Source organism: Halococcus saccharolyticus DSM 5350 (assembly GCF_000336915.1).
Lineage (GTDB): Archaea > Halobacteriota > Halobacteria > Halobacteriales > Halococcaceae > Halococcus > Halococcus saccharolyticus.
The window spans coordinates 144,028-165,892 of record NZ_AOMD01000025.1; the positions used below are offsets into that span (position 1 = coordinate 144,028).

28 protein-coding genes and 1 pseudogene are annotated in these 21,865 nt (G+C 66.7%); 24 read left to right on the forward strand and 5 right to left on the reverse strand.

The genetic code is table 11. The features are described from left to right. Positions 1–12 precede the first annotated feature (12 nt). The 23 genes and pseudogenes from C449_RS11205 to C449_RS11315 all read left to right on the forward strand — a co-directional run bounded on the left by C449_RS11205 (position 13) and on the right by C449_RS11315 (position 17,332). On the forward strand, positions 13–486 hold the full coding sequence (locus tag C449_RS11205; protein ID WP_006078133.1) for a 50S ribosomal protein L22: 474 nt from the start codon (positions 13–15) through the stop codon (positions 484–486). Beyond that, positions 486–1,604: a 30S ribosomal protein S3 gene (locus C449_RS11210; protein ID WP_006078134.1), complete on the forward strand. Its 1,119-nt coding sequence runs from the start codon at positions 486–488 to the stop codon at positions 1,602–1,604. The genes C449_RS11205 and C449_RS11210 overlap by 1 nt, the downstream gene beginning before the upstream one ends. Further along, entirely contained in the window at positions 1,604–1,828 is a 225-nt protein-coding gene (gene rpmC, locus C449_RS11215; protein ID WP_006078135.1) for a 50S ribosomal protein L29, read from the forward strand. Before C449_RS11210 ends, rpmC begins: the two co-directional genes overlap by 1 nt. Further along, entirely contained in the window at positions 1,828–2,190 is a 363-nt protein-coding gene (locus C449_RS11220; RefSeq protein ID WP_006078136.1) for a ribonuclease P protein component 1, read from the forward strand. The genes rpmC and C449_RS11220 overlap by 1 nt, the downstream gene beginning before the upstream one ends. Continuing rightward, positions 2,181–2,594, forward strand: a complete 414-nt coding sequence (locus C449_RS11225; protein WP_006078137.1) for a 30S ribosomal protein S17 — start codon at positions 2,181–2,183, stop codon at positions 2,592–2,594. Before C449_RS11220 ends, C449_RS11225 begins: the two co-directional genes overlap by 10 nt. Next, positions 2,594–2,992, forward strand: coding sequence for a 50S ribosomal protein L14 (locus tag C449_RS11230; protein WP_006078138.1), 399 nt, complete (start codon positions 2,594–2,596; stop codon positions 2,990–2,992). Before C449_RS11225 ends, C449_RS11230 begins: the two co-directional genes overlap by 1 nt. Before the next feature lie 11 nt (positions 2,993–3,003). Continuing rightward, positions 3,004–3,360, forward strand: coding sequence for a 50S ribosomal protein L24 (gene rplX / locus C449_RS11235; protein WP_006078139.1), 357 nt, complete (start codon positions 3,004–3,006; stop codon positions 3,358–3,360). Beyond that, positions 3,353–4,150: a 30S ribosomal protein S4e gene (locus C449_RS11240; RefSeq protein ID WP_006078140.1), complete on the forward strand. Its 798-nt coding sequence runs from the start codon at positions 3,353–3,355 to the stop codon at positions 4,148–4,150. Before rplX ends, C449_RS11240 begins: the two co-directional genes overlap by 8 nt. After that, positions 4,147–4,665: a 50S ribosomal protein L5 gene (locus tag C449_RS11245; protein ID WP_006078141.1), complete on the forward strand. Its 519-nt coding sequence runs from the start codon at positions 4,147–4,149 to the stop codon at positions 4,663–4,665. The genes C449_RS11240 and C449_RS11245 overlap by 4 nt, the downstream gene beginning before the upstream one ends. Continuing rightward, positions 4,662–4,835: a 30S ribosomal protein S14 gene (locus C449_RS11250; protein ID WP_006078142.1), complete on the forward strand. Its 174-nt coding sequence runs from the start codon at positions 4,662–4,664 to the stop codon at positions 4,833–4,835. Before C449_RS11245 ends, C449_RS11250 begins: the two co-directional genes overlap by 4 nt. After that, complete coding sequence (locus tag C449_RS11255; RefSeq protein WP_006078143.1) at positions 4,832–5,224, forward strand: 30S ribosomal protein S8; 393 nt, start codon at positions 4,832–4,834, stop codon at positions 5,222–5,224. The genes C449_RS11250 and C449_RS11255 overlap by 4 nt, the downstream gene beginning before the upstream one ends. 7 nt (positions 5,225–5,231) lie before the next feature. After that, complete coding sequence (locus C449_RS11260; RefSeq protein ID WP_049914097.1) at positions 5,232–5,783, forward strand: 50S ribosomal protein L6; 552 nt, start codon at positions 5,232–5,234, stop codon at positions 5,781–5,783. Further along, positions 5,773–6,726: a 50S ribosomal protein L32e gene (locus tag C449_RS11265; protein WP_006078145.1), complete on the forward strand. Its 954-nt coding sequence runs from the start codon at positions 5,773–5,775 to the stop codon at positions 6,724–6,726. The genes C449_RS11260 and C449_RS11265 overlap by 11 nt, the downstream gene beginning before the upstream one ends. Then, a complete protein-coding gene (locus C449_RS11270; protein ID WP_006078146.1) occupies positions 6,719–7,180 on the forward strand; it encodes a 50S ribosomal protein L19e in 462 nt (153 codons plus the stop codon). The genes C449_RS11265 and C449_RS11270 overlap by 8 nt, the downstream gene beginning before the upstream one ends. A gap of 2 nt (positions 7,181–7,182) precedes the next feature. Next, positions 7,183–7,764 (forward strand): 50S ribosomal protein L18, encoded by a 582-nt coding sequence (locus tag C449_RS11275; RefSeq protein ID WP_049914099.1) that lies wholly within the window; start codon positions 7,183–7,185, stop codon positions 7,762–7,764. Next, positions 7,757–8,392, forward strand: coding sequence for a 30S ribosomal protein S5 (locus tag C449_RS11280; RefSeq protein ID WP_006078148.1), 636 nt, complete (start codon positions 7,757–7,759; stop codon positions 8,390–8,392). Before C449_RS11275 ends, C449_RS11280 begins: the two co-directional genes overlap by 8 nt. Further along, a complete protein-coding gene (gene rpmD, locus C449_RS11285) occupies positions 8,392–8,856 on the forward strand; it encodes a 50S ribosomal protein L30 (protein WP_006078149.1) in 465 nt (154 codons plus the stop codon). The genes C449_RS11280 and rpmD overlap by 1 nt, the downstream gene beginning before the upstream one ends. A 23-nt stretch (positions 8,857–8,879) precedes the next feature. After that, complete coding sequence (locus C449_RS11290) at positions 8,880–9,392, forward strand: uL15m family ribosomal protein (protein WP_006078150.1); 513 nt, start codon at positions 8,880–8,882, stop codon at positions 9,390–9,392. Positions 9,393–9,402: 10 nt separating this feature from the next. Further along, entirely contained in the window at positions 9,403–10,830 is a 1,428-nt protein-coding gene (gene secY / locus C449_RS11295) for a preprotein translocase subunit SecY (protein WP_006078151.1), read from the forward strand. A gap of 236 nt (positions 10,831–11,066) precedes the next feature. Beyond that, on the forward strand, positions 11,067–12,818 hold the full coding sequence (locus C449_RS11300; RefSeq protein WP_006078152.1) for an alkaline phosphatase D family protein: 1,752 nt from the start codon (positions 11,067–11,069) through the stop codon (positions 12,816–12,818). A gap of 135 nt (positions 12,819–12,953) precedes the next feature. Beyond that, the gene (trkA, locus tag C449_RS11305; protein WP_006078153.1) at positions 12,954–14,288 is read left to right on the forward strand and encodes a Trk system potassium transporter TrkA; all 1,335 of its coding nucleotides are present in this window, start codon (positions 12,954–12,956) and stop codon (positions 14,286–14,288) included. Further along, entirely contained in the window at positions 14,288–15,775 is a 1,488-nt protein-coding gene (locus C449_RS11310; RefSeq protein WP_006078154.1) for a TrkH family potassium uptake protein, read from the forward strand. Before trkA ends, C449_RS11310 begins: the two co-directional genes overlap by 1 nt. Positions 15,776–15,852: 77 nt before the next feature. Next, positions 15,853–17,332, forward strand: a pseudogene (locus C449_RS11315) (TrkH family potassium uptake protein). A 254-nt stretch (positions 17,333–17,586) separates the two neighbouring features. Here C449_RS11315 and C449_RS11320 read toward each other — a convergent pair. From C449_RS11320 to C449_RS11335, 4 genes are all read right to left on the reverse strand, one after another. Next, positions 17,587–17,787 (reverse strand): dodecin, encoded by a 201-nt coding sequence (locus tag C449_RS11320; protein ID WP_006078156.1) that lies wholly within the window; start codon positions 17,785–17,787, stop codon positions 17,587–17,589. A 70-nt stretch (positions 17,788–17,857) separates the two neighbouring features. Continuing rightward, positions 17,858–18,529: a hypothetical protein gene (locus C449_RS11325; protein WP_006078157.1), complete on the reverse strand. Its 672-nt coding sequence runs from the start codon at positions 18,527–18,529 to the stop codon at positions 17,858–17,860. Continuing rightward, positions 18,526–19,113, reverse strand: a complete 588-nt coding sequence (locus C449_RS11330) for a hypothetical protein (protein WP_006078158.1) — start codon at positions 19,111–19,113, stop codon at positions 18,526–18,528. The genes C449_RS11325 and C449_RS11330 overlap by 4 nt, the downstream gene beginning before the upstream one ends. Before the next feature lie 39 nt (positions 19,114–19,152). Continuing rightward, positions 19,153–20,160: a metal-dependent hydrolase gene (locus C449_RS11335; RefSeq protein ID WP_006078159.1), complete on the reverse strand. Its 1,008-nt coding sequence runs from the start codon at positions 20,158–20,160 to the stop codon at positions 19,153–19,155. A 146-nt stretch (positions 20,161–20,306) separates the two neighbouring features. On the opposite strand from C449_RS11335, the gene C449_RS11340 reads away from it, so the two are divergent. After that, positions 20,307–21,479, forward strand: a complete 1,173-nt coding sequence (locus C449_RS11340; RefSeq protein ID WP_006078160.1) for a pyridoxal-phosphate-dependent aminotransferase family protein — start codon at positions 20,307–20,309, stop codon at positions 21,477–21,479. A 10-nt stretch (positions 21,480–21,489) separates the two neighbouring features. On the opposite strand, the gene C449_RS11345 is transcribed toward C449_RS11340, so the two are convergent. Next, positions 21,490–21,810 carry a DUF7116 family protein gene (locus tag C449_RS11345; protein ID WP_006078161.1) on the reverse strand — a complete coding sequence of 107 codons (321 nt, stop codon included), beginning with the start codon at positions 21,808–21,810 and terminating at the stop codon, positions 21,490–21,492. Positions 21,811–21,865: the final 55 nt, after the last annotated feature.

The window sequence follows — 21,865 nt, forward strand, 5'->3', positions numbered from 1 at the left end:
GAGGCATAAGACATGGGAATCAGCTACAGCGTGGACGCTGACCCCGAGCGAACGGCGAAAGCCATGCTCCGGGAGCGCCACATGAGCCACAAGCACAGCAAGGAGATCGCCCGGGAGCTGAAGGGGCGCACCGTCGCCGACGCACGCGAGTATCTCGAGAGCGTGATCGCGGGCGACCAGTCGGTTCCCTTCCGCTCGCACAACTCGGGCGTCGGGCATCGCAGCGACATCGACGGCTGGGACGCCGGTCGCTATCCCGAGAAGGCCTCGAAGGCCTTCCTCGATCTGCTCGAAAACGTCGGCGCGAACGCCGAACACCAGGGGTTCGAGCCCGATCCGATGACGATCAAACACGTCGCCGCTCACAAGATCGGCGAGGTGCAGGGCCGACAGCCCCGGGCGATGGGCCGCGCGAGCGCGTGGAACACGCCCGAGGTCGACGTCGAGTTGATCGTCGAAGAACCCGACGAGGAGGGTGAGAACTGATGGGCTCCGAGCAGACGTTCATCGAGGACGGGATGCAGCGGACCCAGATCGACGAGTTCTTCGGCGACGAGCTGGAGCGCGCTGGCTACGGCGGGATGGAGCTCGCCAAGACCCCGATGGGGACCCAGATCGTCCTGCGAGCGGAGAAGCCCGGCATGGTGATCGGGAAGGGTGGGAAGAACATCCGGAAGATCACGACCCAGCTCGAAGAGCGCTTCGACCTTGACGACCCCCAAATCGACGTCCAAGAAGTCGACGAACCCGACCTCAACGCCCAGATCGTCGCGGATCGACTGGGCAACGCCCTCGAACGTGGCTGGTACTTCCGGAAGGCGGGCCACACCACGATCGACCGGATCATGGACGCTGGCGCGCGCGGTGCGGAGATCACCCTGAACGGCAAGGTGACGGGCGCACGCTCGCGCAACGAGAAGTTCAACCGGGGCTACATCAAGCACAACGGCGAGCCGGCCCAGAGCATCGTCGATCGCGGCGACGGCGTCGCGGTGATGAAGCTCGGGACGATCGGCGTCACGGTGAAGATCATCCCGCCGGATGCGGAGCTGCCCGACGACTTCCGTATCCAGGAGGACGTCGACACCAGCGTGCTCGAACCCGAAGAGGTCGAGGGCGACGACGTCGAGGAACTCCTCAGCGGCGACGGCGAGGAGCCGGTCGCCGGCCCCGAGGAGTCCGACAGCGAAGAGGACTTCGAGGTGACCGAAACGCCCCCCGAGGGCGAAGCGGAAACCACCGAGGCCGGAGCCGAGGAGATCATCGAAGAGGAGATCGAGGCCGAGCAGGGTGCGGCCGAGACCGCACCGGACGAATCCGTCGAAGCGAGCGAGGACATCGACGAGGAGCTCTCCGAGGAGACCGACGCCGCAGCCGAAGCGATCCTCGACGAGATGGACGACGCCGAGGCCGATTCGGACCTCACCGCCATCGACGGCGTGGGCGACGCGAAGGCCGACGCGCTGGTCGAGGCCGGCTTCGAGTCGGTCGCGGCCGTGCGCGCGGCGAGCGAGGACGACCTCGCCGAGGCCGAAGGCGTCGGCCCGGCGTTCGCCGAGCGCATCAAGGAGGGTGCCGAGGATCTCGGCGGAGGTGACGCCTGATGGCGATCCTCCACGCCGAAGAGATGCGCGACATGACGCCCGCCGAGCGCGAGGCCGAGCTCGAGGAGCTCGAAACCGAGCTGCTCAATACCAAAGCTGTGCAGGCCGCCGGTGGCGCGCCCGAAAACCCTGGCCGGATCGGGGAGCTCCGGCGCACGATCGCGCGACTCAAAACGATCAGAAACGAGGAAGGCGACCTCGACGAGAACGGAGAGAGTGCCTGATGGCGCTCACTCCCGCAACGCTCGCTCGACACGAACTCTGTGGCCTGCACACGCGGGTCGCAGCGGCCGACAACCCATCCCTCACGGGTATCGAGGGACGGGTCGTGCGCGAGACGAAGAACACGCTGTCGGTCGAGACGGATTCGACGGACGACAGTGGGGCCACACCGGCCGCGAAACAGGTGCCGAAGGCGGGCGCGACGTTCGAGTTCGCGCTCGATGGCGAGTCGGTCGCCCCGACGGACGTCACCCCGGCCGACCCCAAAGCAGCCGAGACCGTCCACGTGACGGTCGAGGGCGAGCGGCTGGTCGCGACACCGGCCCGCCGCACCGAACGGAGCAGTGATTCGACATGGCGCTAGGATTGAACGTCGACGAACCCGAGACGACCTGCGATGACCCCAACTGTCCGTTCCACGGCACGGTCTCCGTGCGCGGTGGGACGGTCGACGGGATGGTCGCCTCGACGGAGATGCACAGAACGGTGATCGTCGAACGCGAGTACGACGTGACGGTCCCGAAGTACGACCGGAAGATGAAGCGGCGCTCGCGCACCCCCGCGCACGCGCCCGACTGCCTCGACCTCTCGGTGGGCGACGCGGTCCGGATCGCCGAGACCCGGCCGCTCTCGAAGACCAAGGCCCACGTCGTGGTCGGCACGCTCGACACGACGCGGGACCTCGGCGCGAGCAGCCTCTCGGGGCCGTCCGATCCCGATTCGGAGGTCGCCCTCGACGAGATCGAGAGTGCGGGAGGTGACGCCTGATGGAAGCGCTCGCCGCCGACGTCACACAGGGCCTGGAGAAGGGGTCGCTCGTGACGTGTGCGGACAACACGGGCGCACGCGAGCTGAAGGTCATCAGCGTGTCGGGCTACTCCGGTACGAAGAACCGCCACCCGAAGGCGGGTCTCGGCGACAAGGTGTCGGTCTCGGTGACCAAGGGCACACCCGAGATGCGCCGTCAGGTGCTCGAAGCCGTGATCGTGCGCCAGCGCAAGCCGATCCGACGACCCGACGGCACCCGTGTGAAGTTCGAGGACAACGCCGCCGTGGTCGTCGACGAGAACGAGGACCCCCGGGGTACGGAGCTCCGCGGGCCCGTCGCGCGCGAAGTCGCCGAGCGGTTCGGCTCGATCGCGAGCGCGGCCACGATGATCGTCTGAGGTACGAACGCATGAGCAAACAACCACACAAACAACGGACACGAACGGAGCGCGCACCGCTCCACGAGAAGCATCGCCAGGTCCGTGCGACGCTCGCCGACGATCTCCGCGAAGAGTACGGCCGGCGGAACGCCCGAGTCAACGAGGGCGACACCGTCGAGGTCCTCCGCGGCGACTTCGCCGGCGAGGAGGAAGACGTCGTGCGCGTCGACCTGAAGGACGCGACCGTCCACGTCGAGGACGTCACGACCGAGACTGCCGACGGCGAGGAGGTCGCCCGACCGCTCGACGCGAGCAACCTTCGGATCACGGAGCTCGATCTCGAGGACGACCGGCGCGAGGAGCGTCTGGAGGCCGACGATGAGTAAGCACCAGAAGCGGCTCTCGGTGCCGAACTCGTGGCCCGTCGAGCGCAAGACCGAGAAGTTCACGGTGAAGGCGGGCGCGGGCCCGCACGGCGAAAGCGGCGTTCCGCTGCTCGTCGTGTTGCGAGACGTGCTCGGCTACGTCGACTCCCGAAAGGAGGCGCGCTACGCGCTGAACCAGGGCTCGGTCCTTGTGAATGGCGACGCGCTCGACGACGAGGAACGCCCGATCGGGATGTTCGACATCCTCGAGTTCGACGAGCGGAACGAACACTACCGGGTGTTCCCCGACGAGGGCGGACGGCTCGCGCTGACGACGATCGACGCCGACGACGCGGACTCGAAGCTCGGCAAGATCGAGGGCAAACAGCAGGTCTCCGGTGGTGCGACACAGCTCGCACTCCACGACGGGCGCACCCTCGAAGTCGACGACGCGAGCGAGTACGCCGGCAGCGACTCGATCGTTGTCGACGAGGACGACGAAATCCTCGCGCACTTCTCCTACGAGGAGGGTGCGCTGGTGACCGCAGTCGAGGGTCGCCACGCCGGCGAGGTCGGCGAGATCGACGACATCCAGGTCACGCCAGGCAGCTCGTCGAACAACGTCACCGTCACCCAAACGAACGGCGACGGGTTCGAGACGGTCGCGGAGTACGTGGTCGTCATCGACGAGAACTTCGTCGACGACGAGACCACGGACGACGCCGGCGAGACCGCAGCGGACGCGGAATCGACGGCAGACGACGAGGCCACGGACGACGACGCAACCGACGACGGAGGTGACGACGAATGAGCGAAGCCGCGGAGTTCCACGCGATGCGCGAACCCGTGGTCGAGAAGGTCGTCGTCCACATGGGCGTCGGCGAGGGTGGCCGCGAGCTGGCGAACGCCGAGGAGATCCTCGAGGCCGTCACTGGCCAGGAGAGCGTGCGGACGCGCGCCCGGGCGACCGAGCCCGAGTTCGACATCCGCGAGGGCGATCCGATCGGGGCGAAGGTCACTCTTCGTGGCGAGGCCGCCGAGACGTTCCTCGACACCGCGCTCGACCTCGCGGACGTCTCGCGAACCCAGTTCGACGAGACCGGCAACATCAGCTTCGGGGTCGCAGAACACACCGAGTTCCCCGACCAGGAGTACGACCCGAACGTCGGGATCTACGGCCTCGACGTCACGGTCAACCTCAACCGACCCGGCGCACGGGTGAAACGACGGAACAAGGCTACGCGCCAGCTGCCGAGCCGTCACCGGCTCGACGTCGAGGACGCGATCGCGTTCCTCGAGAACGAATTCGACGTGGAGGTACAATGAGCGAGAGCGAAACCGACACCGGCGAACACGCGACGAAGCGAACAGGCCAGTTGGAGGACTGCCAGCGCTGCGGGCGCAAACAGGGCCTCGTCGGGAAGTACGACATCTGGCTCTGTCGACAGTGCTTCCGCGAGATCGCACGCGGCATGGGGTTCAGGAAGTACAAATGACGAACAACGATCCACTCGCCGACGCTCTCTCGGGGCTCGACAACGCCGGCCGCGTCGGCAAGCTCAACCTGACCGTACAGCCCGCCTCGAACACGATCGGCTCGGTGCTGGAAGTCATCTACGACCGGGGTTACATCGACGGCTTCGAGTTCGTAGAGGACGGCCGCGCCGGCGAGTTCGAGGTCGAACTCAGCGGCGCGATCAACCGCTGTGGCACCGTCAAGCCCCGCTACTCCGCGGGAGCCGACGAGTTCGAAAAGTGGGAGAAACGGTATCTCCCCGCCCGTGATTACGGGACGCTGATCGTCACGACGAGCCACGGCGTGATGAGCCACTACGAGGCACGCGAGCAGGGCCTCGGTGGCCAGGTGCTCGCGTACGTCTACTGATCCAACAATGACAGAAGAACGACTACAGATGCCGGACGACGTAACCGTCGAAGTCGACCGCTTCGACGTCACGGTCTCCGGGCCAGAGGGCAGCGTCACGCGCCGGCTGTGGTACCCGAACGTCACCGTTGCTGTCGAGGACGACGTGGTCGTCGTCGAGAGCGACGCCGACGACGCGAAGACGAATGCCACGGTCAGCACCTTCCGCAGCCACATCGCGAACGCCTTCCACGGCGTCCGCGAGGGATGGACCTACGAGATGGAAGTGTTCTACTCGCACTTTCCGATGCAGGTCCGCGCCGAGGACGGCGACGTCGTGATCCAGAACTTCCTCGGGGAGAAAGCACCGCGACGAACGGCCGTCCACGGCGATACGACTGTGGAAGTCGACGACGAGCGGGTCACGCTCTCCGGACCGAACAAGGAGGACGTGGGCCAGACCGCCGCGGACATCGAACAGCTCACCCGCGTCAGCGGCAAGGACACACGAGTGTTCCAGGACGGGGTGTACATCACCGAGAAACCGCAGAAACCGGAGGTGACCGCCGGTGGCAACTGATATCGAGAACGAACGCGACCTCGCAGCGATCGACGGCGTCGGCGACGAGAAGGCCGAGGACCTCCGCGAGGCGGGCTTCGAGACGATCGACGATCTCCGCGACGCCGATCAGGACGAACTCGCCGAGATCGAGGGTGTCGGTAACGCACTCGCCGCACGGATCAAGGCCGATGTCGACGAACTCGACGTCGACGATGCCGACGAAGCCGGTGAAACTAGCGAGGACGAAGCCGACGACGGGACCGACGAGGTTCCGGACGAACTCACCGATGTCAGCGGTGTCGGCGACGCGAAGGCCGACACGCTGCGCGAGGCTGGTTTCGAGTCCGTCGACGACGTTCGGCGGGCCGACCAGTCCGATCTCGCGGACGTCGAGGGGATCGGCAACGCGCTCGCTGCACGGATCAAGGCCGACGTCGGCGGTCTCGAAGTCGCCGACGAGACCGAAACCGAGGTCGAAGACGAGACCGAAACCGAGGAGGCCGAGGATGTCGAGACGGAACTCCAGCCGCGCGGTCTCACCGAGAAGACCCCGGATCTCGAGGACGAGGAGGGCCGCCTCCTCGCCGAGCGCCGACGCGATTCGGGCCCGGCGTTCGACCGGCAGAACCACCACATGAAAAAGCGTGTCTCGACCTCGTGGCGACGGCCGACCGGGACGCTCTCGAAGCAGCGTCGGGGCGTCAAGGGCAAGGGCGCGACCGTCGAGGCGGGCTACCGGACCGCAAAGCCGGTTCGGGGCCGCCACCCGAGCGGGTTCGAGGAGGTCCGCGTCGAGAACACGGACGATCTGGAGGGCGTCGACGGCGACTCCCAAGCAGTGCGAATCGGATCGTCGGTCGGCGACCGGAAGCGCGAACGCATCGAGGAGCAAGCAGAGGACGACGGGATCCGGGTTCTCAACCCGACCTACGTCGAAGTCGAGGTAACAGAGGATGACTGATCTGAGCGCACAGCGGCGACTGGCCGCGGACGTGCTCGACGTCGGGAAGAACCGCGTCTGGTTCGATCCCGAGGCCCAGGGCGAGATCGCGGAAGCGATCACCCGCGAGGACATCCGCGAGCTGGTCGCCAATGGTACTGTCGAATCGAAAGCGGCGAAGTCGAACTCGCGAGGCCGCGCACGCGAGCGCGAAGAGAAGCGCGCCGCCGGCCACCGGAAAGGACCCGGGACGCGGAAGGGTACCGCCGGAGCCCGCGAGAACCGCAAGGACGCATGGGTGTCCCGCATTCGGGCTCAGCGCCGCCGTCTGAAGGAGCTGCGGGCCGACGGGACGCTCGATCGAACCCAGTACCGCGCGCTCTACGACAAGGCGGGCGGTGGCGAGTTCGACAGCGTCGACCGGCTGGAAACCTTCGCCACGAACGAGTACGACGTTACGATCGAGGACGAATAACAATGGCAACAGGACCACGATACAACGTTCCGATGCGCCGCCGGCGCGAGGTCCGGACGGATTACCATCAGCGGTTGCGCCTGTTGAAATCAGGCAAACCCCGACTGGTTGCTCGCAAGAGCAACCGCCACGTCAGGGCGCAGCTGGTGACTCCCGGCCCCGACGGCGACGAAACACACGCGAGCGCGAGTTCGGCCGACCTCGCCGAGTACGGCTGGGAGGCTCCCACGGGGAACCTGCCGAGCGCGTACCTCACGGGGTTGCTCGCCGGACTGCGCGCGCGAGACACCGACGTCGACGAGGCCGTGCTCGACATCGGCCTCAACACCGCGACGCCGGGTAGCAAGGTGTTCGCGATCCAGGAGGGCGCGATCGATGCTGGACTCCACGTCCCGCACAACGAGTCGGTGTTCGCCGACTGGTCGCGCACCAGCGGCGAGCACGTCGCGGAGTACGCCGAATCGCGCGACGGGCCGCTGTATTCCGACGAGTTCGACGCGACCGAACTGCCGACACACTTCGAGGAGGTACGCCAAGACATCATGGACGCATTCGACCACGAGCTGGGAGGCACCGATGAGTAGTCGCGGCTGGGAGCCGCGTACGCGACTCGGCAAGCAGGTCGCCGAAGAAGAGATCACCACGATGGAGGAGGCGCTGAACTCGGGCCTCCCGCTGAAGGAGCCCGAGATCACCGACCAGCTTCTCCCCGGACTCGAGGACGACGTCCTCGACATCAACATGGTCCAACGGATGACCGACTCCGGCCGCCGGGTGAAGTTCCGGTGTGTGGTCGCGATCGGCAACCGCGACGGCTACGTGGGCTACGCCGAAGGCCGCGACGACCAGGTCGGCTCGGCGATCCAGAAGGCGATCGGGATCGCGAAGCTCAACATCGTCAACGTCTCGCGGGGCTGTGGCTCGTGGGAGTGTGGCTGCGGCCGCCCCCACACCGTCGCGCTCCGATCCAGCGGGAAGGCGGGCAGCGTCGAGGTCGAGCTCCGGCCCGCGCCGCGCGGTCTCGGGCTCGCGGGCGGGGAGACCGTCCGCTCGGTGCTCGAACTCGCCGGGATCGAGGACATCTGGACGCGCTCGTCGGGGAAGACCCGTACCACGGTGAACTTCGCGAAGGCGACGTTCAACGCGCTCCGGGCGACCGGCGAGGCCAGAGTCCCCGCTGAAACCCGCCGCAAGCGGGAGGTGATCGAGTGATGCAAGCGCTCGTCCAGCTCCGCGGCGAGGTCAACATGAGCCAGGAGGTGCGCGACACCCTCTCGATGCTCAACATGCACAGTACGAATCACTGTGCGCTGGTGCCCGAGACCGACACCTACCGCGGAATGATCACGAAGGTCAACGACTACGTGGCCTACGGCGAGCCGAGCCAGGCGGTGCTCGAACGCACCCTCCGGACCCGTGGCGAGCCCGCCGAGGGCTCGGCAGCAATCGACGACGAGTGGGTGGCCGAGAACACCGACTACGACGATCTCGCAGGGCTCGCGACAGCGCTGCTCGACGAGGAGACCACGCTGCGGGAGGCAGGACTCGCCCCCGCGCTCCGGCTCCACCCGCCGCGGGGCGGCCACGACGGCGTCAAGCACCCGACGCCGGAGGGCGGCGAGCTCGGTAAGCACGACACCGACGGTATCGACGCGCTGCTGACGGCGATGCGGTAACCACGCGGTTCACGATCACAACAATGACAAGCAAGAAACGACGCCAGCGCGGGTCGCGCACCCACGGCGGCGGCTCCCACAAGAACCGACGCGGGGCTGGCCACCGGGGCGGGCGCGGGCGTGCGGGGCGTGACGATCACGAGTTCCACAACTACGGACCGCTCGGCAAACACGGGTTCGACCGCCCGGAAAAGGTCAAAGAGGACATCCGCACGATCGACGTGCGCGAGCTCGACGAAGACGCGGCGCTGTACGCCGCCGACGATCTCGCCGAGGACACCGACGACGGCTACCGTCTCGACGCGCGTGACGTCGTCGAAGACGGCCACGAGGCCGACGTCGTGAAAGTGCTCGGCGGCGGTCAGGTCCGTCAGTCGCTGACGGTGACCGCCGACGCGTTCTCGGACAGCGCACGCGATCTGCTCGACGGTGCGGGCGGCGAGGCCGTTCTGAGCGACCGCGGCGAGGAGCGCCTCGCCGCCCGCGAGGACGACGACGAGGAATCAGACGAAGAAGCTACAACCGCGGAGTCCTGAGGGCGCGAAAATGGGTTGGAAGGAGACCGCCGAGCCGGTTCTGACGCGGATGCCGACGGTCCGGCAGCCGGAGGGTCACGTACCCTTCAGACGCAAGCTCGGGTGGACAGCCGGGGTGCTCGTTCTGTACTTTTTCCTGACGAACGTCGCACTCTACGGCCTCCAGACGGGGCAGGCCGGGAACCCGTTCGGGCAGTTCAGCTCGATCCTCGCAGTAGGCCGGGGGAGCATCCTCCAGCTCGGGATCGGGCCGATCGTGACCGCGAGCATCGTGCTCCAGCTCCTCGGCGGGGCCAACCTGCTCGGACTCGACACCTCTGATCCCCGGGATCAGATCCTCTATCAGGGGCTCCAGAAGTTCCTCGTGATCGTGATGATCTGCGTCACGGGACTGCCGTACGTGTTCGCCGGCGGCTTCTTGCCGGCGAGCGAAGCGGTCGCGCAGTCGACCGGGATCGGTATCGTGGGCGTTCAGTGGCTACTGTTCGCCCAGATCTTCGTCGGTGGCGTGCTGATCCTGTTCATGGACGAAGTCATCTCGAAGTGGGGCGTCGGCTCGGGGATCGGACTGTTCATCATCGCGGGCGTGAGCCAGCGGCTCGTCGGTGGGCTCATCGGTTCCGACGGCTTCTTCGCGAGCTGGTTCGGGATCCTGACCGGTTCGATCGAGGTCTCGCCGCTAACCAGCTCGGGCCTCCAGACACTGCTGCTCGGACAGGGCGAACTCGTGGCGCTGTTCACCACCGTCCTGATCTTCGTGGTGGTGGTGTACGCCGAGAGCGTCCGGGTCGAGATCCCGCTGAGCCACGCACGGGTCAAGGGCGCACGCGGTCGGTTCCCGGTGAAGCTGATCTACGCGAGCGTCCTCCCGATGATCCTCGTGCGCGCGGTCCAGGCCAACATCCAGTTCCTCGGCCGCATCCTGAACTCCCAGCTCGGCCTGCCGGCATGGATCGGCGTCTACTCGGACGGCCAGCCAGTCGGCGGGCTGTTCTACTACTTCGCCCCGATCTACACCCCACAGGACTGGCTCGGGGCGAGCCAGGCTGCGTGGCAGGTCGCACTTCGTGTCGGCGTCGACCTCACCTTCATGGTAGTCGGCGGCGCGATCTTCGCGATCTTCTGGGTCGAAACTGCCGACATGGGGCCCGAGGCCACCGCAAAACAGATCCAGAACTCCGGGATGCAGATCCCCGGCTTCCGCCAGAACCCCGGCGTGATCGAGAAGGTGCTCGAACGCTACATCCCGCAGGTCACGGTGATCGGCGGCGCACTGGTGGGCCTGCTCGCGGTCGGCGCGAACATGCTCGGCACCATCGGGACCGTCGGCGGGACCGGACTGCTGCTCACGGTCTCGATCACCTACAAACTCTACGAGGAGATCGCCGAGGAGCAGCTCATGGAGATGCATCCCATGATGCGCCAGATGTTCGGCTGAACAACCACCTTTTTACTTCGTCGGGTGCGCTCACTTCGCTCGCGCACCGCTCCTCGCAAAAACCTGGGCCAAAAACTTCCGCTCACTCGCTCCCTTACGGTCGCTCGTTCGCGGTTCTGTTACTGGCGCTTCCGCACCGCTCCGCACCGAACAGCCATTATCGTCTCAAATCGCGGCACCGTAGCCTCAGGTGAGTCAACCGCAACGCGGATGCGCTTCGCTTTCGACTGTCGGCCATGGCGAACGACGCGAGTATCGGCGGGCGTGACGAACTGCTGAGCGGAGCGGACGACCACTCGGCGCTGCTGTCGACGCTCGATTCGCACGACCTCGCGACCGCGGTGGCTCCTTCCGCGGCGAGCGATGCGTCGGTCTTTGATTTCGATCCCGGAGCCGACCCAGCCGAGACGTTCCCCCAGTCGATCGCGAGCGGCGGGCCGACGCCGACGGGCGTCATTCTCTGGACACGCATCGCACCCGACGCCTTCGACGCTGCTGCATCCCTGGCAGTGCAGGTCGCCACCGACGCGGCGTTCGAGGACATCGTGTACAGCGGTGTCACCGACGACGAGCGGCGGATTCGTGCTCACGACCATACGGTGAACGTCGATCTCGACGGCCATCTCGCTCCGAACCAGGCGTACCACTACCGGTTCGTCTACGACGGGGTGGCGTCGAAAACCGGTCAGTGTCAGACGCTCCCCCGACCGGACGACTCGCCCGACTCGCTCCGTCTCGGCGTGCTCGCGTGTCAAAACTACCAGAACGGCTACTATCCCGCCTTCCACCACATCGCCGAGGAGGACGTCGACTTCCTCGTCCACGTCGGCGACTCCATCTACGAATCCGACGACGGCCATTTCAGCGGCCCCAACGTCGACGAGTACGACCGCGAGAAGTCGTTCCCGAGCGGCCACGACCGCGTGCAGGGCTTGGAGGACTATCGCTACCTCTATCGCAAGTATCGCTCGGATGAGTTCTACCAGGAGGCACTCGAATCCCACACGATCATCGCCAGCTGGGACGATCACGAGTTCGTCAACGACCTCTACTGGGACGACCGGCGGGACGCGCCGGCGGGCGACCACCCACGGGCCGACGACCCCGAGTTCATGACCGACCTCGTCGCCGACGCGATGCACGCGTGGTGGGAGTACATGCCTGCCCGCGTGGAGTACGACCCGAACGGCGACTCCCTCCAGGAGCGTTTTCGATTGTGGCGCTCGTTCGAGTTCGGCGACTTCGTGACGCTCGTGATGACCGACGAACGCCTGTTCCGCGATCCCCCACGGGAAGCGATTCCAACGGTGGACAACGTCGGTCCCCAGTACGAACCCCCCGGACGGACGATGCTCGGCGAGGAACAGCGCGAGTGGCTCATCGACACGATCACCGAGTCGACGTCGACGTGGACGGTTTGGGCCGACGAGGTGCTGACGGTCCCCCTCAGATTGGGCTCCGGGCCGCTGTCGGTCTACCCGGTTCAGGGGGGCTGGGACGGCTACACGCGCGAACGCCTGCGGATCACGGAGTCGATCGGTGCGGCCGACGTCGACAACTACGTGACGCTCACCGGCGACATGCACTGCTACGTGGCGGCGTACCAGCAGACCTCCTATCCGGGACGAGTCTCGGGCGGTGAGGGCGTCGCACGGGGCGATCGGATCGGCGTGGAGTTCATGACGCCCGCGGTGACCTCGCTCAACATCGCCGAGGCGCTCCGTCTCACGCGGGGCTGGCGCGGCAAACTCACCGAACCGTTACTGACGTGGCTGGTCACGACGATGAACCCTCACATCGAGTTCTTCGACAGCCACAACTGGGGCTACTCGGTGGTCGAGTTCACGCGCGAGGATTGTACGTACGTCGGCTACGCGGTCGACAAGACGGTGAACTCGCCGGACGCCGATCGTTCCGTCGTCGCCGCCTACCGGGTCCCCGAAGGAACCGTGGAACTCGAAGACGTGACCGACGAGTACCGCGAGTAGATCCCACCCGGAAACGAGTCCCGAGCAACCACGATCCGCGACATTGGCCGTGACCACGGCATGGCTCAGCGGTAGCGAAGGGAAATCCACTTACCCGATCCGGAGAACTGTCGGTATGGTTCGAGGGCGGTACACGTGCGGGTAGTCATCATCGGGGCGGGGCAGGTCGGTTCCTCCATCGCTGCGAGTCTCGACACCGACCACGAGGTCGTGGTGGTCGATACGGACGCGGAGCGGGTCGACGCGCTGACGTACTCGCTCGACGTGCTCGCCATCGAGGGCGACGGTGCGTCGCTGTCGACGCTCCGGGAAGCCGAAATCGAGGCGGCGGACCTCCTGATCGCGAGCACCGACGACGACGAAACCAACATCGTAGCGTGTGCGACGGCAAAGACCGCGAGCGACGCGTTCACCGTCGCCCGGGTGAAGCGGACCAACTACCTCGACACGTGGCAGGAGGCCGGTGGCGCGTTCGGTGTCGACTTCATGGTCTGTACCAACCTGCTGGCGGCCGAGACCATGGTCCGGGTCATCGGGCTGCCCGCCGCTCGGGACGTCGACGTGTTCGCCGAGGGCCGCGTGATGATGGCGGAGTTCTGCGTGCCCGAGGGCAGCCCCGTGGCGGGCCGGACGGTGGCCGAGGCCGATCACTTCACCGAACTCACCTTCGCGGCGATGCTCCGGGACGGCAAGGTCGTCATTCCCGACGGGGAGACGACGATCGAGGCCGGCGACGAGCTGGTCGTGATCGGGAGCCCCGAGAACACGCGCACGTTCGCGGGCGACCTCGCACCGGGGCGTAACGAGGACGGCAAGGACGTCGTGATTGTCGGCGGCAGCGAGATCGCGGTCGAGGCCGCGCGGCTGCTCGAAGACCGCGGGCTCCACCCACGGCTCGTCGAGCGCGACCCGGACCGCGCCCGCGAGCTCGCGGAGCAGCTCGCCGGCACCACGGTGATGCAGAGCGACGCAACTGACCAGGAGTTCCTCCAGCGCGAACACGTCGACGATGCCGACGTGGTGATCGCAGCGCTCGGCAGCGACGAGAAGAACCTGCTCGCCAGTCTACTCGCCACGCGGATCGGGGTGCCACGAACGGTCGCACTGGTCGAGACCGCCGAGTACACCGACCTCTTCGAGGCGGTGGGCGTCGGCGCGGCGATCAACCCACGCGAGGCGACCGCCGAGGAGATCATCCGACTCGCGCACGATGGCACCCCCGAGAACGTCGCGATCGTCGACCGGGACCGCGCGGAGGTGCTCGAAATCGAGATCGCCGACGACAGCGTGCTCGCCGGCCGCCCGATCCGCGAGTCCGCCGCCGACCTCCCAGCGAGGGTGACCATCGGCGCGATCACTCGCGACGGGGCGTTCGTCACGCCGCGAGGTGACACAGTGGTGGAGGTCGGCGATCACGTCGTCGTGTTCGCCGAGATCGACGCCATCGACGCCGTCGCCAGCCAGGTCTGATGGCCGTCCGGGTCGACCTCCGGACGACCGCGAGCCTCCTCGGCACCGTGCTGAAGGGGCTCGCGTGGCCGTTCGGCGTTCTCGCGTTGGTCGCGCTCGGTTACGGCGAATCGGCCGTTCCGTTCGTCGTCCCGCTCGTCCCCGCACTCGTTCTAGGTGAGGGTTTGGAACGGTTCGAACGCAGCGATACGGGCCCACGCGAGGCGTTCTTGCTGGTGGCGCTCTCGTGGCTTTCGGTCGCGCTCGTCGGAGCGATTCCATTCGTTCTCGCCGACACGGGCGTTCTCGCGACCCCGGTGAACGCGCTGTTCGAGTCGATGAGCGGGATCACCACCACGGGAGCGACGGTCATCCAGTCGTTCGACATCCACTCGCGGTCGATTCTGCTGTGGCGGAGCGTGCTCCAGTGGCTCGGTGGGCTCGGCATCCTCGTGCTCGCGGTCGGACTGCTCTCGCAGCTCTCGGTCAGCGGCGCACAGCTCATGGAGACCGAGACTCAGACCAGGAACGTCACGAAACTCACCCCCAGCATCGCCGGCACCGCGCGTCTGCTCGGCGGACTGTACGTCGGGCTGACGGCGCTGTTGGTCCTCGTGTTGCTCGCGCTCCGGATCGCAGGTCTGGCTCCGAACATGGGCCCCTACAACGCGGTCGCCCACGCGCTCACGACCGTCTCGACCGCCGGATTCTCGCCCGAGCCGGCGAGCGTCGGGGCGTTCTCCCCGTCCGTCCAGTGGGTCGTGATCCTGTTCATGATCGTCGGCGCGACCAACTTCGTCCTGCTGTACTACCTCGCCCGCGGCGATCCCTCGCGGCTCCGCGAGAGCGAGGAGTTTCGCTTCTACCTCGCGGTCCTCGCCGGCGCGACGGCCCTCATCGTGGCCGCACTGGCGTTCGAGGAGGGATTCTCGGGCCTCGATACCGTTCGTCACGCCGTCTTTCAGGCCGTCTCGATCTTCACGACGACTGGCTACGCGACCGTCGACTTCGACGTGTGGCCACCGCTCGCGCGCCACGTCCTCCTCGTCGGAATGTTCGTCGGTGGGATGGCCGGCAGTACCACCTGCTCGATCAAGACGCTTCGATGGCTCGTCGTCGTCAAGGCGTTCCGCCGTGACCTCTTCACGGCGATCCACCCGGAGGCCATCCGACCGATTCGCCTCTCCGGCCAGCCGATCGACGAGGGGACGATCCGCGACGTCTACACCTACACCCTGGTGAGCGTCGTGATCTTCGCGTTTCTGACGGTGTTCGTGATCGTGGACACCGCGCGGGTCGGTCTCGCCCTCGGCGAGTTTGAGGCGATGGGGGCGGCGGCCTCAACGTTTCTCAACATCGGGCCGGCGTTCGGACTCGCCGGTCCCTATGGAAGCTACGAGGCGTTCCCCGTCTCAACGAAGTTGGTGATGATCGTCCTAATGTGGATCGGCCGTATCGAGATCGTTCCCGTCCTCGTGCTCTTCACGACTGCCTTCTGGCGGTCGTAGGCGATCGTCTGGATCGAGAGCGATAGATTGATCCGATCGACAGTCACCGGATCGAACGTGATCTCGGGGTGGGAGCGGTGAGTTGGTCGCACGTCGACTGGGGGTCGAGCGTCGGCCTCGTCGGAACGGTCGTCAAATACCTCTCCGGAGTGTTGCTCGTGCCGCTCGCCGTGGGTCTGTACTACGGAGCCGACGCACCCACGTTCGCCGCCGCGTTCGCCGTCACCGTCGCCATCGGCGTCGGCCTCGAACGCGTCGATCCCGATCCCGACCTCGGCGCGCGCGAGGGCTTCCTGATGGTCGCGCTCACGTGGCTCCTGGTCGCGATCATCGGGACGATCCCCTACCTCCTCGCGGGATTTTTCGGCACCGAATCGACGCTCACCCATCCCGTGAACGCGCTGTTCGAGTCGATGAGCGGCTTTACCACCACTGGCGCGACCGTGATGGGTGACATCTCGCTCGATCGGCACTCCCATGCGATCATGCTCTGGCGGCAGCTCACCCAGTGGCTCGGTGGGATGGGGATCGTCGTTCTTGCCGTGGCGATCCTGCCCGAACTCTCGGTCGGTGGCGCGCAGTTGATGGACGCCGAAGCGCCGGGAAGCCATAGATCGGAAGAGCGTCNTCCTCTACGGCCTCCATCTCGGTGGGCTCGCCCCGAACATGGACCTCTTCAACGCCGTCTCGCACCCGCTCACGACGATGCCGACTGGAGGATTCTCACCGGAAGCCCGTTCGATCGAGGCGTTCTCCGCCGCTGTGCAGTGGGTCATCATCCCGTTCATGATCGCCGCCGGAGCGAACTTCGCGCTGTTCTGGCACGCCCTCAACGGCGAGCCCGAACGCCTGTTTCGGGACACCGAGTTCCAATCGTACGCCGGCGTCGTCGGCGTGCTGACGGCCGTGATCGCGGGGCTGCTGGTTACCGGGATCGGGATCAACACGAACCCGTCGGCCGTTCCACCGATCATCGGCGCACTCGAGGATTCGGTGCGTCACGCGGCGTTTCAGGTCGTTTCGATCGTCACGACGACTGGCTACGCCAGCATGGACTTCAACACGTGGGGCGCGCCAGCCAAATACCTCCTCCTGTTCGCGATGTTCGTCGGTGGCTCGGCGGGCTCGACCGGCGGCGCGATCAAGATCGTCCGGTGGGTAGTGATCGTCAAATCACTCCGCCGTGAACTCTTCACGACTATCCATCCCAAAGCGGTCTCGCCGGTTCGACTCGGCGGCCGGGTCGTCGATGAGCGCGCTATCAGGGGCATCTACGCGTTCACGCTGCTGTATCTCGTCTTCTTTTTCGTCGCCACGGTGCTGGTTGTTGTCGACGCGTGGCGGGTCGGCTATCAGGTGACTCCGTTCGAGTCGATGAGCGCCGTCGCTGCGACCCTCGGCAACGTCGGCCCCGGGTTCGGTGTAGTCGGCCCGATGAACAGCTACCTCGAGTTTCCGGCCACGTCGAAGCTTCTACTGACGTTTCTGATGTGGATCGGCCGCCTCGAGATCCTGCCCGTTCTGGTGCTTCTCACCCCGGCCTACTGGCGCACTTGAAAGCCCTCGGCGCGCCTTGGCGGCGCGCCTCGCCCTTTTCATGTCCTCCAGGCTGCACAGCAACGCATTACGCGCGCCGGGCGCGTGGCCCGGCACGCGCTAAGGCCCTACCCTTCCCCATGTTAGCGCGCCCGGCGCTGTCGCGCTCGGGCGCGCTCACGGCCACCGCTCCGCGCAGCACCGCACCACTCCGCATCCGCGCCGTTCCGCAACCGCCCCGCACCGCGATCGCATCCGTCCGCACCGTTGTCGGACTATTCGTCCAGCTCGAACGCGACCTCGACCTCGGCCTGGTACTCGCGACCGTCAGCGTTCGCGATCTCGACGCCGAGGTTCTCGGTGTTGGCCCATTTCACGTTGTCGAGGGTATCCTCTGCTCGGTCGACGGCTTCATCGACGGCCGCATCGAACCCTTCGTCGCTCGTCCCGATCAGTGTGATCTTTTTGTACACCATGTGCGTCGCCCGGTTCGCTCGGCGACGGCATAAAACCGTGGCTCCCGGTGGTCGGTGATCCCGACGACGACTATCGCTCGGTACCGCGCCTCGCAGCGTCGAATCGGTCGGCAAGTGCGCTCACGACCCCACTCAGGCGTGCGCCACCCCAGATCGCGACCACCGCCGCGCCGACGGTGTCGAAGATGAGATCGAGCATCGTGTCTTCGAGCCCGTACTGCGTCAGCACGCTGCCGGTCCCGAGTACCGCGGCGAGCTCCGCGACCGTGAACTCGATGACCTCCCAGAGCACACCGAACGCGAGCACGAACAGGAACACGAACACGACCGTGAACTCCGGCGGATAGGACACCTCGTCGCTGTGAACGTCGAGCGCACGGACAGCGGCGTAGCCCACCGCCGCGACCACTGACGCCGACAGCCCGTGCGTGAGGTGATCGTACCACCAGACCGACTGGTAGGGCGTGAGCGGTGACCCCGGCAGGCCTACAGTACCAAAGGCGTGGAGGAACACCGCGCTCGTGATCCAGAGGGTGAGTCCTGGATCCATCGGAATCCCGAAATCGTGTTCGAGCACCGAGGGGAGCCGCGTTACGAGCAACGCGATGCCGGTGTTGACCACGATCCCCGTGGTCCCACGATCGAGCCCGATGAAGAACATCCCGACCAACCCGACCTCCATCGCCCACGTGAGTTGGCGCTGGCGGCGCTCGGTGATTCCGATTCGATCGCGAAGGTTCATTCGACGCCTCCGGCGAACCGGGCGGGGTCGAGCCGCCGGCGAACGTACCACTCGAAGACGATCCCCGCACCGATCCCGGCGACGGTCGAGGCGACGAACTCCCACATCAGCGCGTCCTCGGACACCAGAAAACCAGTACCGAGGGTGAGATCGGAGACCCAGCGCGCGACCGCCCAAATTCCGGCGGTCGCGATCGTGGTGATCACGACGAAAACCACGGCGAAGCGATAGCTCATCTCGACAGTCGTAAAGAGGTGCAGTTCGACCGCGATCACCAGTGCGATCGCCGCCACACCGAGGTACGTGGCGACTTCGGCGACCACCGGCGGGGCGATCGTGCGGCCGATCATCGGAAGTGCGACGACCGCGAGCACCTCCCACGGCAACATCGCCCGTGGAGAACCGAACGCGATCGAGGGGAACGAAACGAGAGCCACGACGCTCGCCGCGAACCCTGCTCCGAGGAGGTCGCCCTCGAACAGGTTCGCTGCTGCGACCACCGCGACGAACGCGATCAGCACCCACCCGAGTCTCGCGTTCAGGCGCTCGCTCTCGACGATCCGACCGATGTCCGCCCGCGACATAGCCCCTCGTTCGTCGCCCGAAGGATAAGACTGCCGTCCTCAGAGCACGGCGTAGGCGATCGCATAACCGACCGACGCGAGCGTGATCGCCGTGAGGCCGGTGAGCGCCGCCGCGATCCCACCGTACTCGCCGGCCGGCCGGTGTGTCCGTCGCCACGCGCGCCACTGCCGTCGCACGAGCGGTACGGGACCGACGATTCCGACCGCCAGCACGCTGAAGACGAACTCGTACGACGATGCGAGCGTCGGTGCAGGCACGGCAAGTACAGCCGCTGCGTAGGCCACGCCGAGCGCCGCCCGGCCGTGGATCGCCTCGCGCACCCGGCGGTCGGTGAGTGTGGTGTAGACCACGAGCGCGAGCCAGAGCGTGGCGAGTTCGAGCCAGAACGCGCCGAACAGATGCAGCGTCGGGTCGGCAGCGAGGCTGATGCGCTGGGTCAACAGGCCGAGGTCGAACGGGTAGAGCAGCTGTGGCGGTCCCCCGGTGACCAGATCGCCGAACGGGTGACTGGCGAGGCCGAACGCCGCGACGAGCAGGACTGCGTTCGGGGAGAGATCGCCACGTCGAACCGCCACCGTCGTCACGGCGCAGCCCACGAGGCCGAACACGGTCATGACGAACGCGCCGAGCAGACCACTGACGATCCCGGCGACGACGGTGAGGCTCGCGAGGAGTACGACGGCCACAGCGCGATCGACAGTCACAGCTGTCGACCATCCCGTCGCACGTGCGGTGCTCATCGCCGGCGCGGTCGCCGACCGCTCCGCCCGACTCCAGTAGCGAAACGCGATCGCCGCGATCGCCGCGACGACGAGGGAGTGGGTGACTGCACGGTGGACGACGTTGCCGGCAGCCCAGAACCCCTCGACGTCGAATGCACCGGACGCCACCAATCCGAGCGGCGCATAGAGGATGTCGACATCGGGAAGCGTGGCGAACGCGCCGGCCGCTACGCCGAGTGTGAGCGCGTGCTCGCGCGAGCGCCCGGCCCAGCGTGCGCCGGCCGCAACGAGCGCGAACGCCAACAGTCCGTGGCCGACGAACATGTCTCGATAAAGCGTGCCGACAGTATTAAGTGACTCGTGGGTACGCGATGCACTCCCGTCCCGCGCTCGATCGTCAATCGACAGTCCCGAGGAACGGATCACGCCGATTTCCCCATCCTTTTGCTCACAGCCCTCCGGATGGCGGTATGGAACCGCCCGAAGTCGGCGAACTCACGCCACCGGATCGAATGTTGATGGGGCCCGGCCCGAGCGAGGTCCACCCGCGCGTGCGGCGAGCGATGAGCACGCCTCTGGTCGGCCATCTCGACCCGGCCTTTGTCGACCTGATGGACGAAGTTCAGGAGCTGCTTCGATACACCTTCCAAACCGACAACGAGTTCACCATCCCCGTGAGCGGCACGGGATCGGCCGCGATGGAGAGCGCGATCGCGAACCTCACCGAGCCCGGCGACACAGTTCTAGTTCCGGACAACGGGTACTTCGGTGATCGGATGGCCTCGATGGTCCGGCGGGCGGGCGGTTCGGTCGAGCGCGTCGACGCCCCGTGGGGTGCGCCGCTCGATCCGGACGACGTGGCCGCGGCGTGTGAAACCCACGACCCCGACGTGGTGGGGTTCGTCCACGCCGAGACCAGCACCGGCGTGCTCCAACACGACGTGCCGGCGCTCACCGAGACCGCCCACGATCACGGTGCGCTCGTCGTCGCGGACACCGTGACATCACTCGGCGGCGTCGAGCTCCGGGTCGACGAATGGGGGATCGACGCGGCGTACTCGGCCACCCAGAAGTGTCTCTCCGCGCCGCCGGGCGCGAGCCCGCTCACCCTCTCCGAACGCGCGGTCGAGAAGGTCACGAGCCGCGACGCGCCGGTTCGGTCATGGTATCTCGATCTCTCACTGCTCGCGGACTACTGGGGCGAGGAGCGTGCGTACCACCACACCGCGCCGATCACCAACGTCTACGCGCTTCGCGAGGCGCTTCGACTGGTGGCGGAGGAGGGGATCGAGGCACGCTGGGAGCGCCACGAGCGGGTTGCGGGCGCGCTCCGTGACGGCGTCGAGGCGATGGGGCTCGGTCTCGCGAGCGAGTCGTGGCTCCCGAGCCTGAACACTGTGGCACTCCCCGACGGCGTCGACGATACAGTGGTCATCGATCACCTCCTCGCCGAACACGGGATCGAGGTCGCTGGCGGGCTCGGCGACCTCGCTGGCGACGTGCTCCGAGTGGGGTGTATGGGCCACTCCGCACGACCGGCGAACGTTCTCGCGCTCGTGGCGGCACTCGGCGACGTGCTCGCAGATCAAGACGCCGACGTCGATCCCGACGCCGGGCTCGCGGCGGCACGACGCCGGCTGTAGTCCGACGGCCTCAGGCGACGAGTGCGGGGCCGAGCGAGGGGTGGAGCACCTCGTAGTCGCCGGCACCGTCGACGCCGATGACCGCCCAGTCGTAGTCGGGTTTGGTCGCGAGCAGTCGCTCGCGGAGATCGTGTGCGGTGTCGGTGCGAGCGACGAAACACCGAAGATCGCCCGATTCGGGTAGTTCCGTCGATTCATCGGCAGCCGTGACGGCGACGACACGCCACTTTCGCTCGGCGCTGAACTCGCGGCCGCTCCCGGAGACGGTGTAGCCGAGGTCGGTGAAGATCGATCGAGCCGCCTCGGTCGGTGGTATGCTAACAGCCCCCATTCGACGGAGAGTACAACACGTCACGCAATAAGTGTTCCTCCCCGAACGCCACTGT

Excerpts from the sequence above, each read along its gene's own strand:
- C449_RS11205 (WP_006078133.1), top strand. The coding sequence starts at position 13 with ATGGGAATCAGCTACAGCGTGGACGCTGACCCCGAGCGAACGGCGAAA.
- C449_RS11210 (WP_006078134.1), top strand. The coding sequence starts at position 486 with ATGGGCTCCGAGCAGACGTTCATCGAGGACGGGATGCAGCGGACCCAG.
- rpmC (WP_006078135.1), top strand. The coding sequence starts at position 1,604 with ATGGCGATCCTCCACGCCGAAGAGATGCGCGACATGACGCCCGCCGAG.
- C449_RS11220 (WP_006078136.1), top strand. The coding sequence starts at position 1,828 with ATGGCGCTCACTCCCGCAACGCTCGCTCGACACGAACTCTGTGGCCTG.
- C449_RS11225 (WP_006078137.1), top strand. The coding sequence starts at position 2,181 with ATGGCGCTAGGATTGAACGTCGACGAACCCGAGACGACCTGCGATGAC.
- C449_RS11230 (WP_006078138.1), top strand. The coding sequence starts at position 2,594 with ATGGAAGCGCTCGCCGCCGACGTCACACAGGGCCTGGAGAAGGGGTCG.
- rplX (WP_006078139.1), top strand. The coding sequence starts at position 3,004 with ATGAGCAAACAACCACACAAACAACGGACACGAACGGAGCGCGCACCG.
- C449_RS11240 (WP_006078140.1), top strand. The coding sequence starts at position 3,353 with ATGAGTAAGCACCAGAAGCGGCTCTCGGTGCCGAACTCGTGGCCCGTC.
- C449_RS11245 (WP_006078141.1), top strand. The coding sequence starts at position 4,147 with ATGAGCGAAGCCGCGGAGTTCCACGCGATGCGCGAACCCGTGGTCGAG.
- C449_RS11250 (WP_006078142.1), top strand. The coding sequence starts at position 4,662 with ATGAGCGAGAGCGAAACCGACACCGGCGAACACGCGACGAAGCGAACA.
- C449_RS11255 (WP_006078143.1), top strand. The coding sequence starts at position 4,832 with ATGACGAACAACGATCCACTCGCCGACGCTCTCTCGGGGCTCGACAAC.
- C449_RS11260 (WP_049914097.1), top strand. The coding sequence starts at position 5,232 with ATGACAGAAGAACGACTACAGATGCCGGACGACGTAACCGTCGAAGTC.
- C449_RS11270 (WP_006078146.1), top strand. The coding sequence starts at position 6,719 with ATGACTGATCTGAGCGCACAGCGGCGACTGGCCGCGGACGTGCTCGAC.
- C449_RS11275 (WP_049914099.1), top strand. The coding sequence starts at position 7,183 with ATGGCAACAGGACCACGATACAACGTTCCGATGCGCCGCCGGCGCGAG.
- C449_RS11280 (WP_006078148.1), top strand. The coding sequence starts at position 7,757 with ATGAGTAGTCGCGGCTGGGAGCCGCGTACGCGACTCGGCAAGCAGGTC.
- rpmD (WP_006078149.1), top strand. The coding sequence starts at position 8,392 with ATGCAAGCGCTCGTCCAGCTCCGCGGCGAGGTCAACATGAGCCAGGAG.
- C449_RS11290 (WP_006078150.1), top strand. The coding sequence starts at position 8,880 with ATGACAAGCAAGAAACGACGCCAGCGCGGGTCGCGCACCCACGGCGGC.
- secY (WP_006078151.1), top strand. The coding sequence starts at position 9,403 with ATGGGTTGGAAGGAGACCGCCGAGCCGGTTCTGACGCGGATGCCGACG.
- C449_RS11300 (WP_006078152.1), top strand. The coding sequence starts at position 11,067 with ATGGCGAACGACGCGAGTATCGGCGGGCGTGACGAACTGCTGAGCGGA.
- C449_RS11310 (WP_006078154.1), top strand. The coding sequence starts at position 14,288 with ATGGCCGTCCGGGTCGACCTCCGGACGACCGCGAGCCTCCTCGGCACC.
- C449_RS11320 (WP_006078156.1), bottom strand. The coding sequence starts at position 17,787 with ATGGTGTACAAAAAGATCACACTGATCGGGACGAGCGACGAAGGGTTC.
- C449_RS11325 (WP_006078157.1), bottom strand. The coding sequence starts at position 18,529 with ATGAACCTTCGCGATCGAATCGGAATCACCGAGCGCCGCCAGCGCCAA.
- C449_RS11330 (WP_006078158.1), bottom strand. The coding sequence starts at position 19,113 with ATGTCGCGGGCGGACATCGGTCGGATCGTCGAGAGCGAGCGCCTGAAC.
- C449_RS11335 (WP_006078159.1), bottom strand. The coding sequence starts at position 20,160 with ATGTTCGTCGGCCACGGACTGTTGGCGTTCGCGCTCGTTGCGGCCGGC.
- C449_RS11340 (WP_006078160.1), top strand. The coding sequence starts at position 20,307 with ATGGAACCGCCCGAAGTCGGCGAACTCACGCCACCGGATCGAATGTTG.
- C449_RS11345 (WP_006078161.1), bottom strand. The coding sequence starts at position 21,810 with ATGGGGGCTGTTAGCATACCACCGACCGAGGCGGCTCGATCGATCTTC.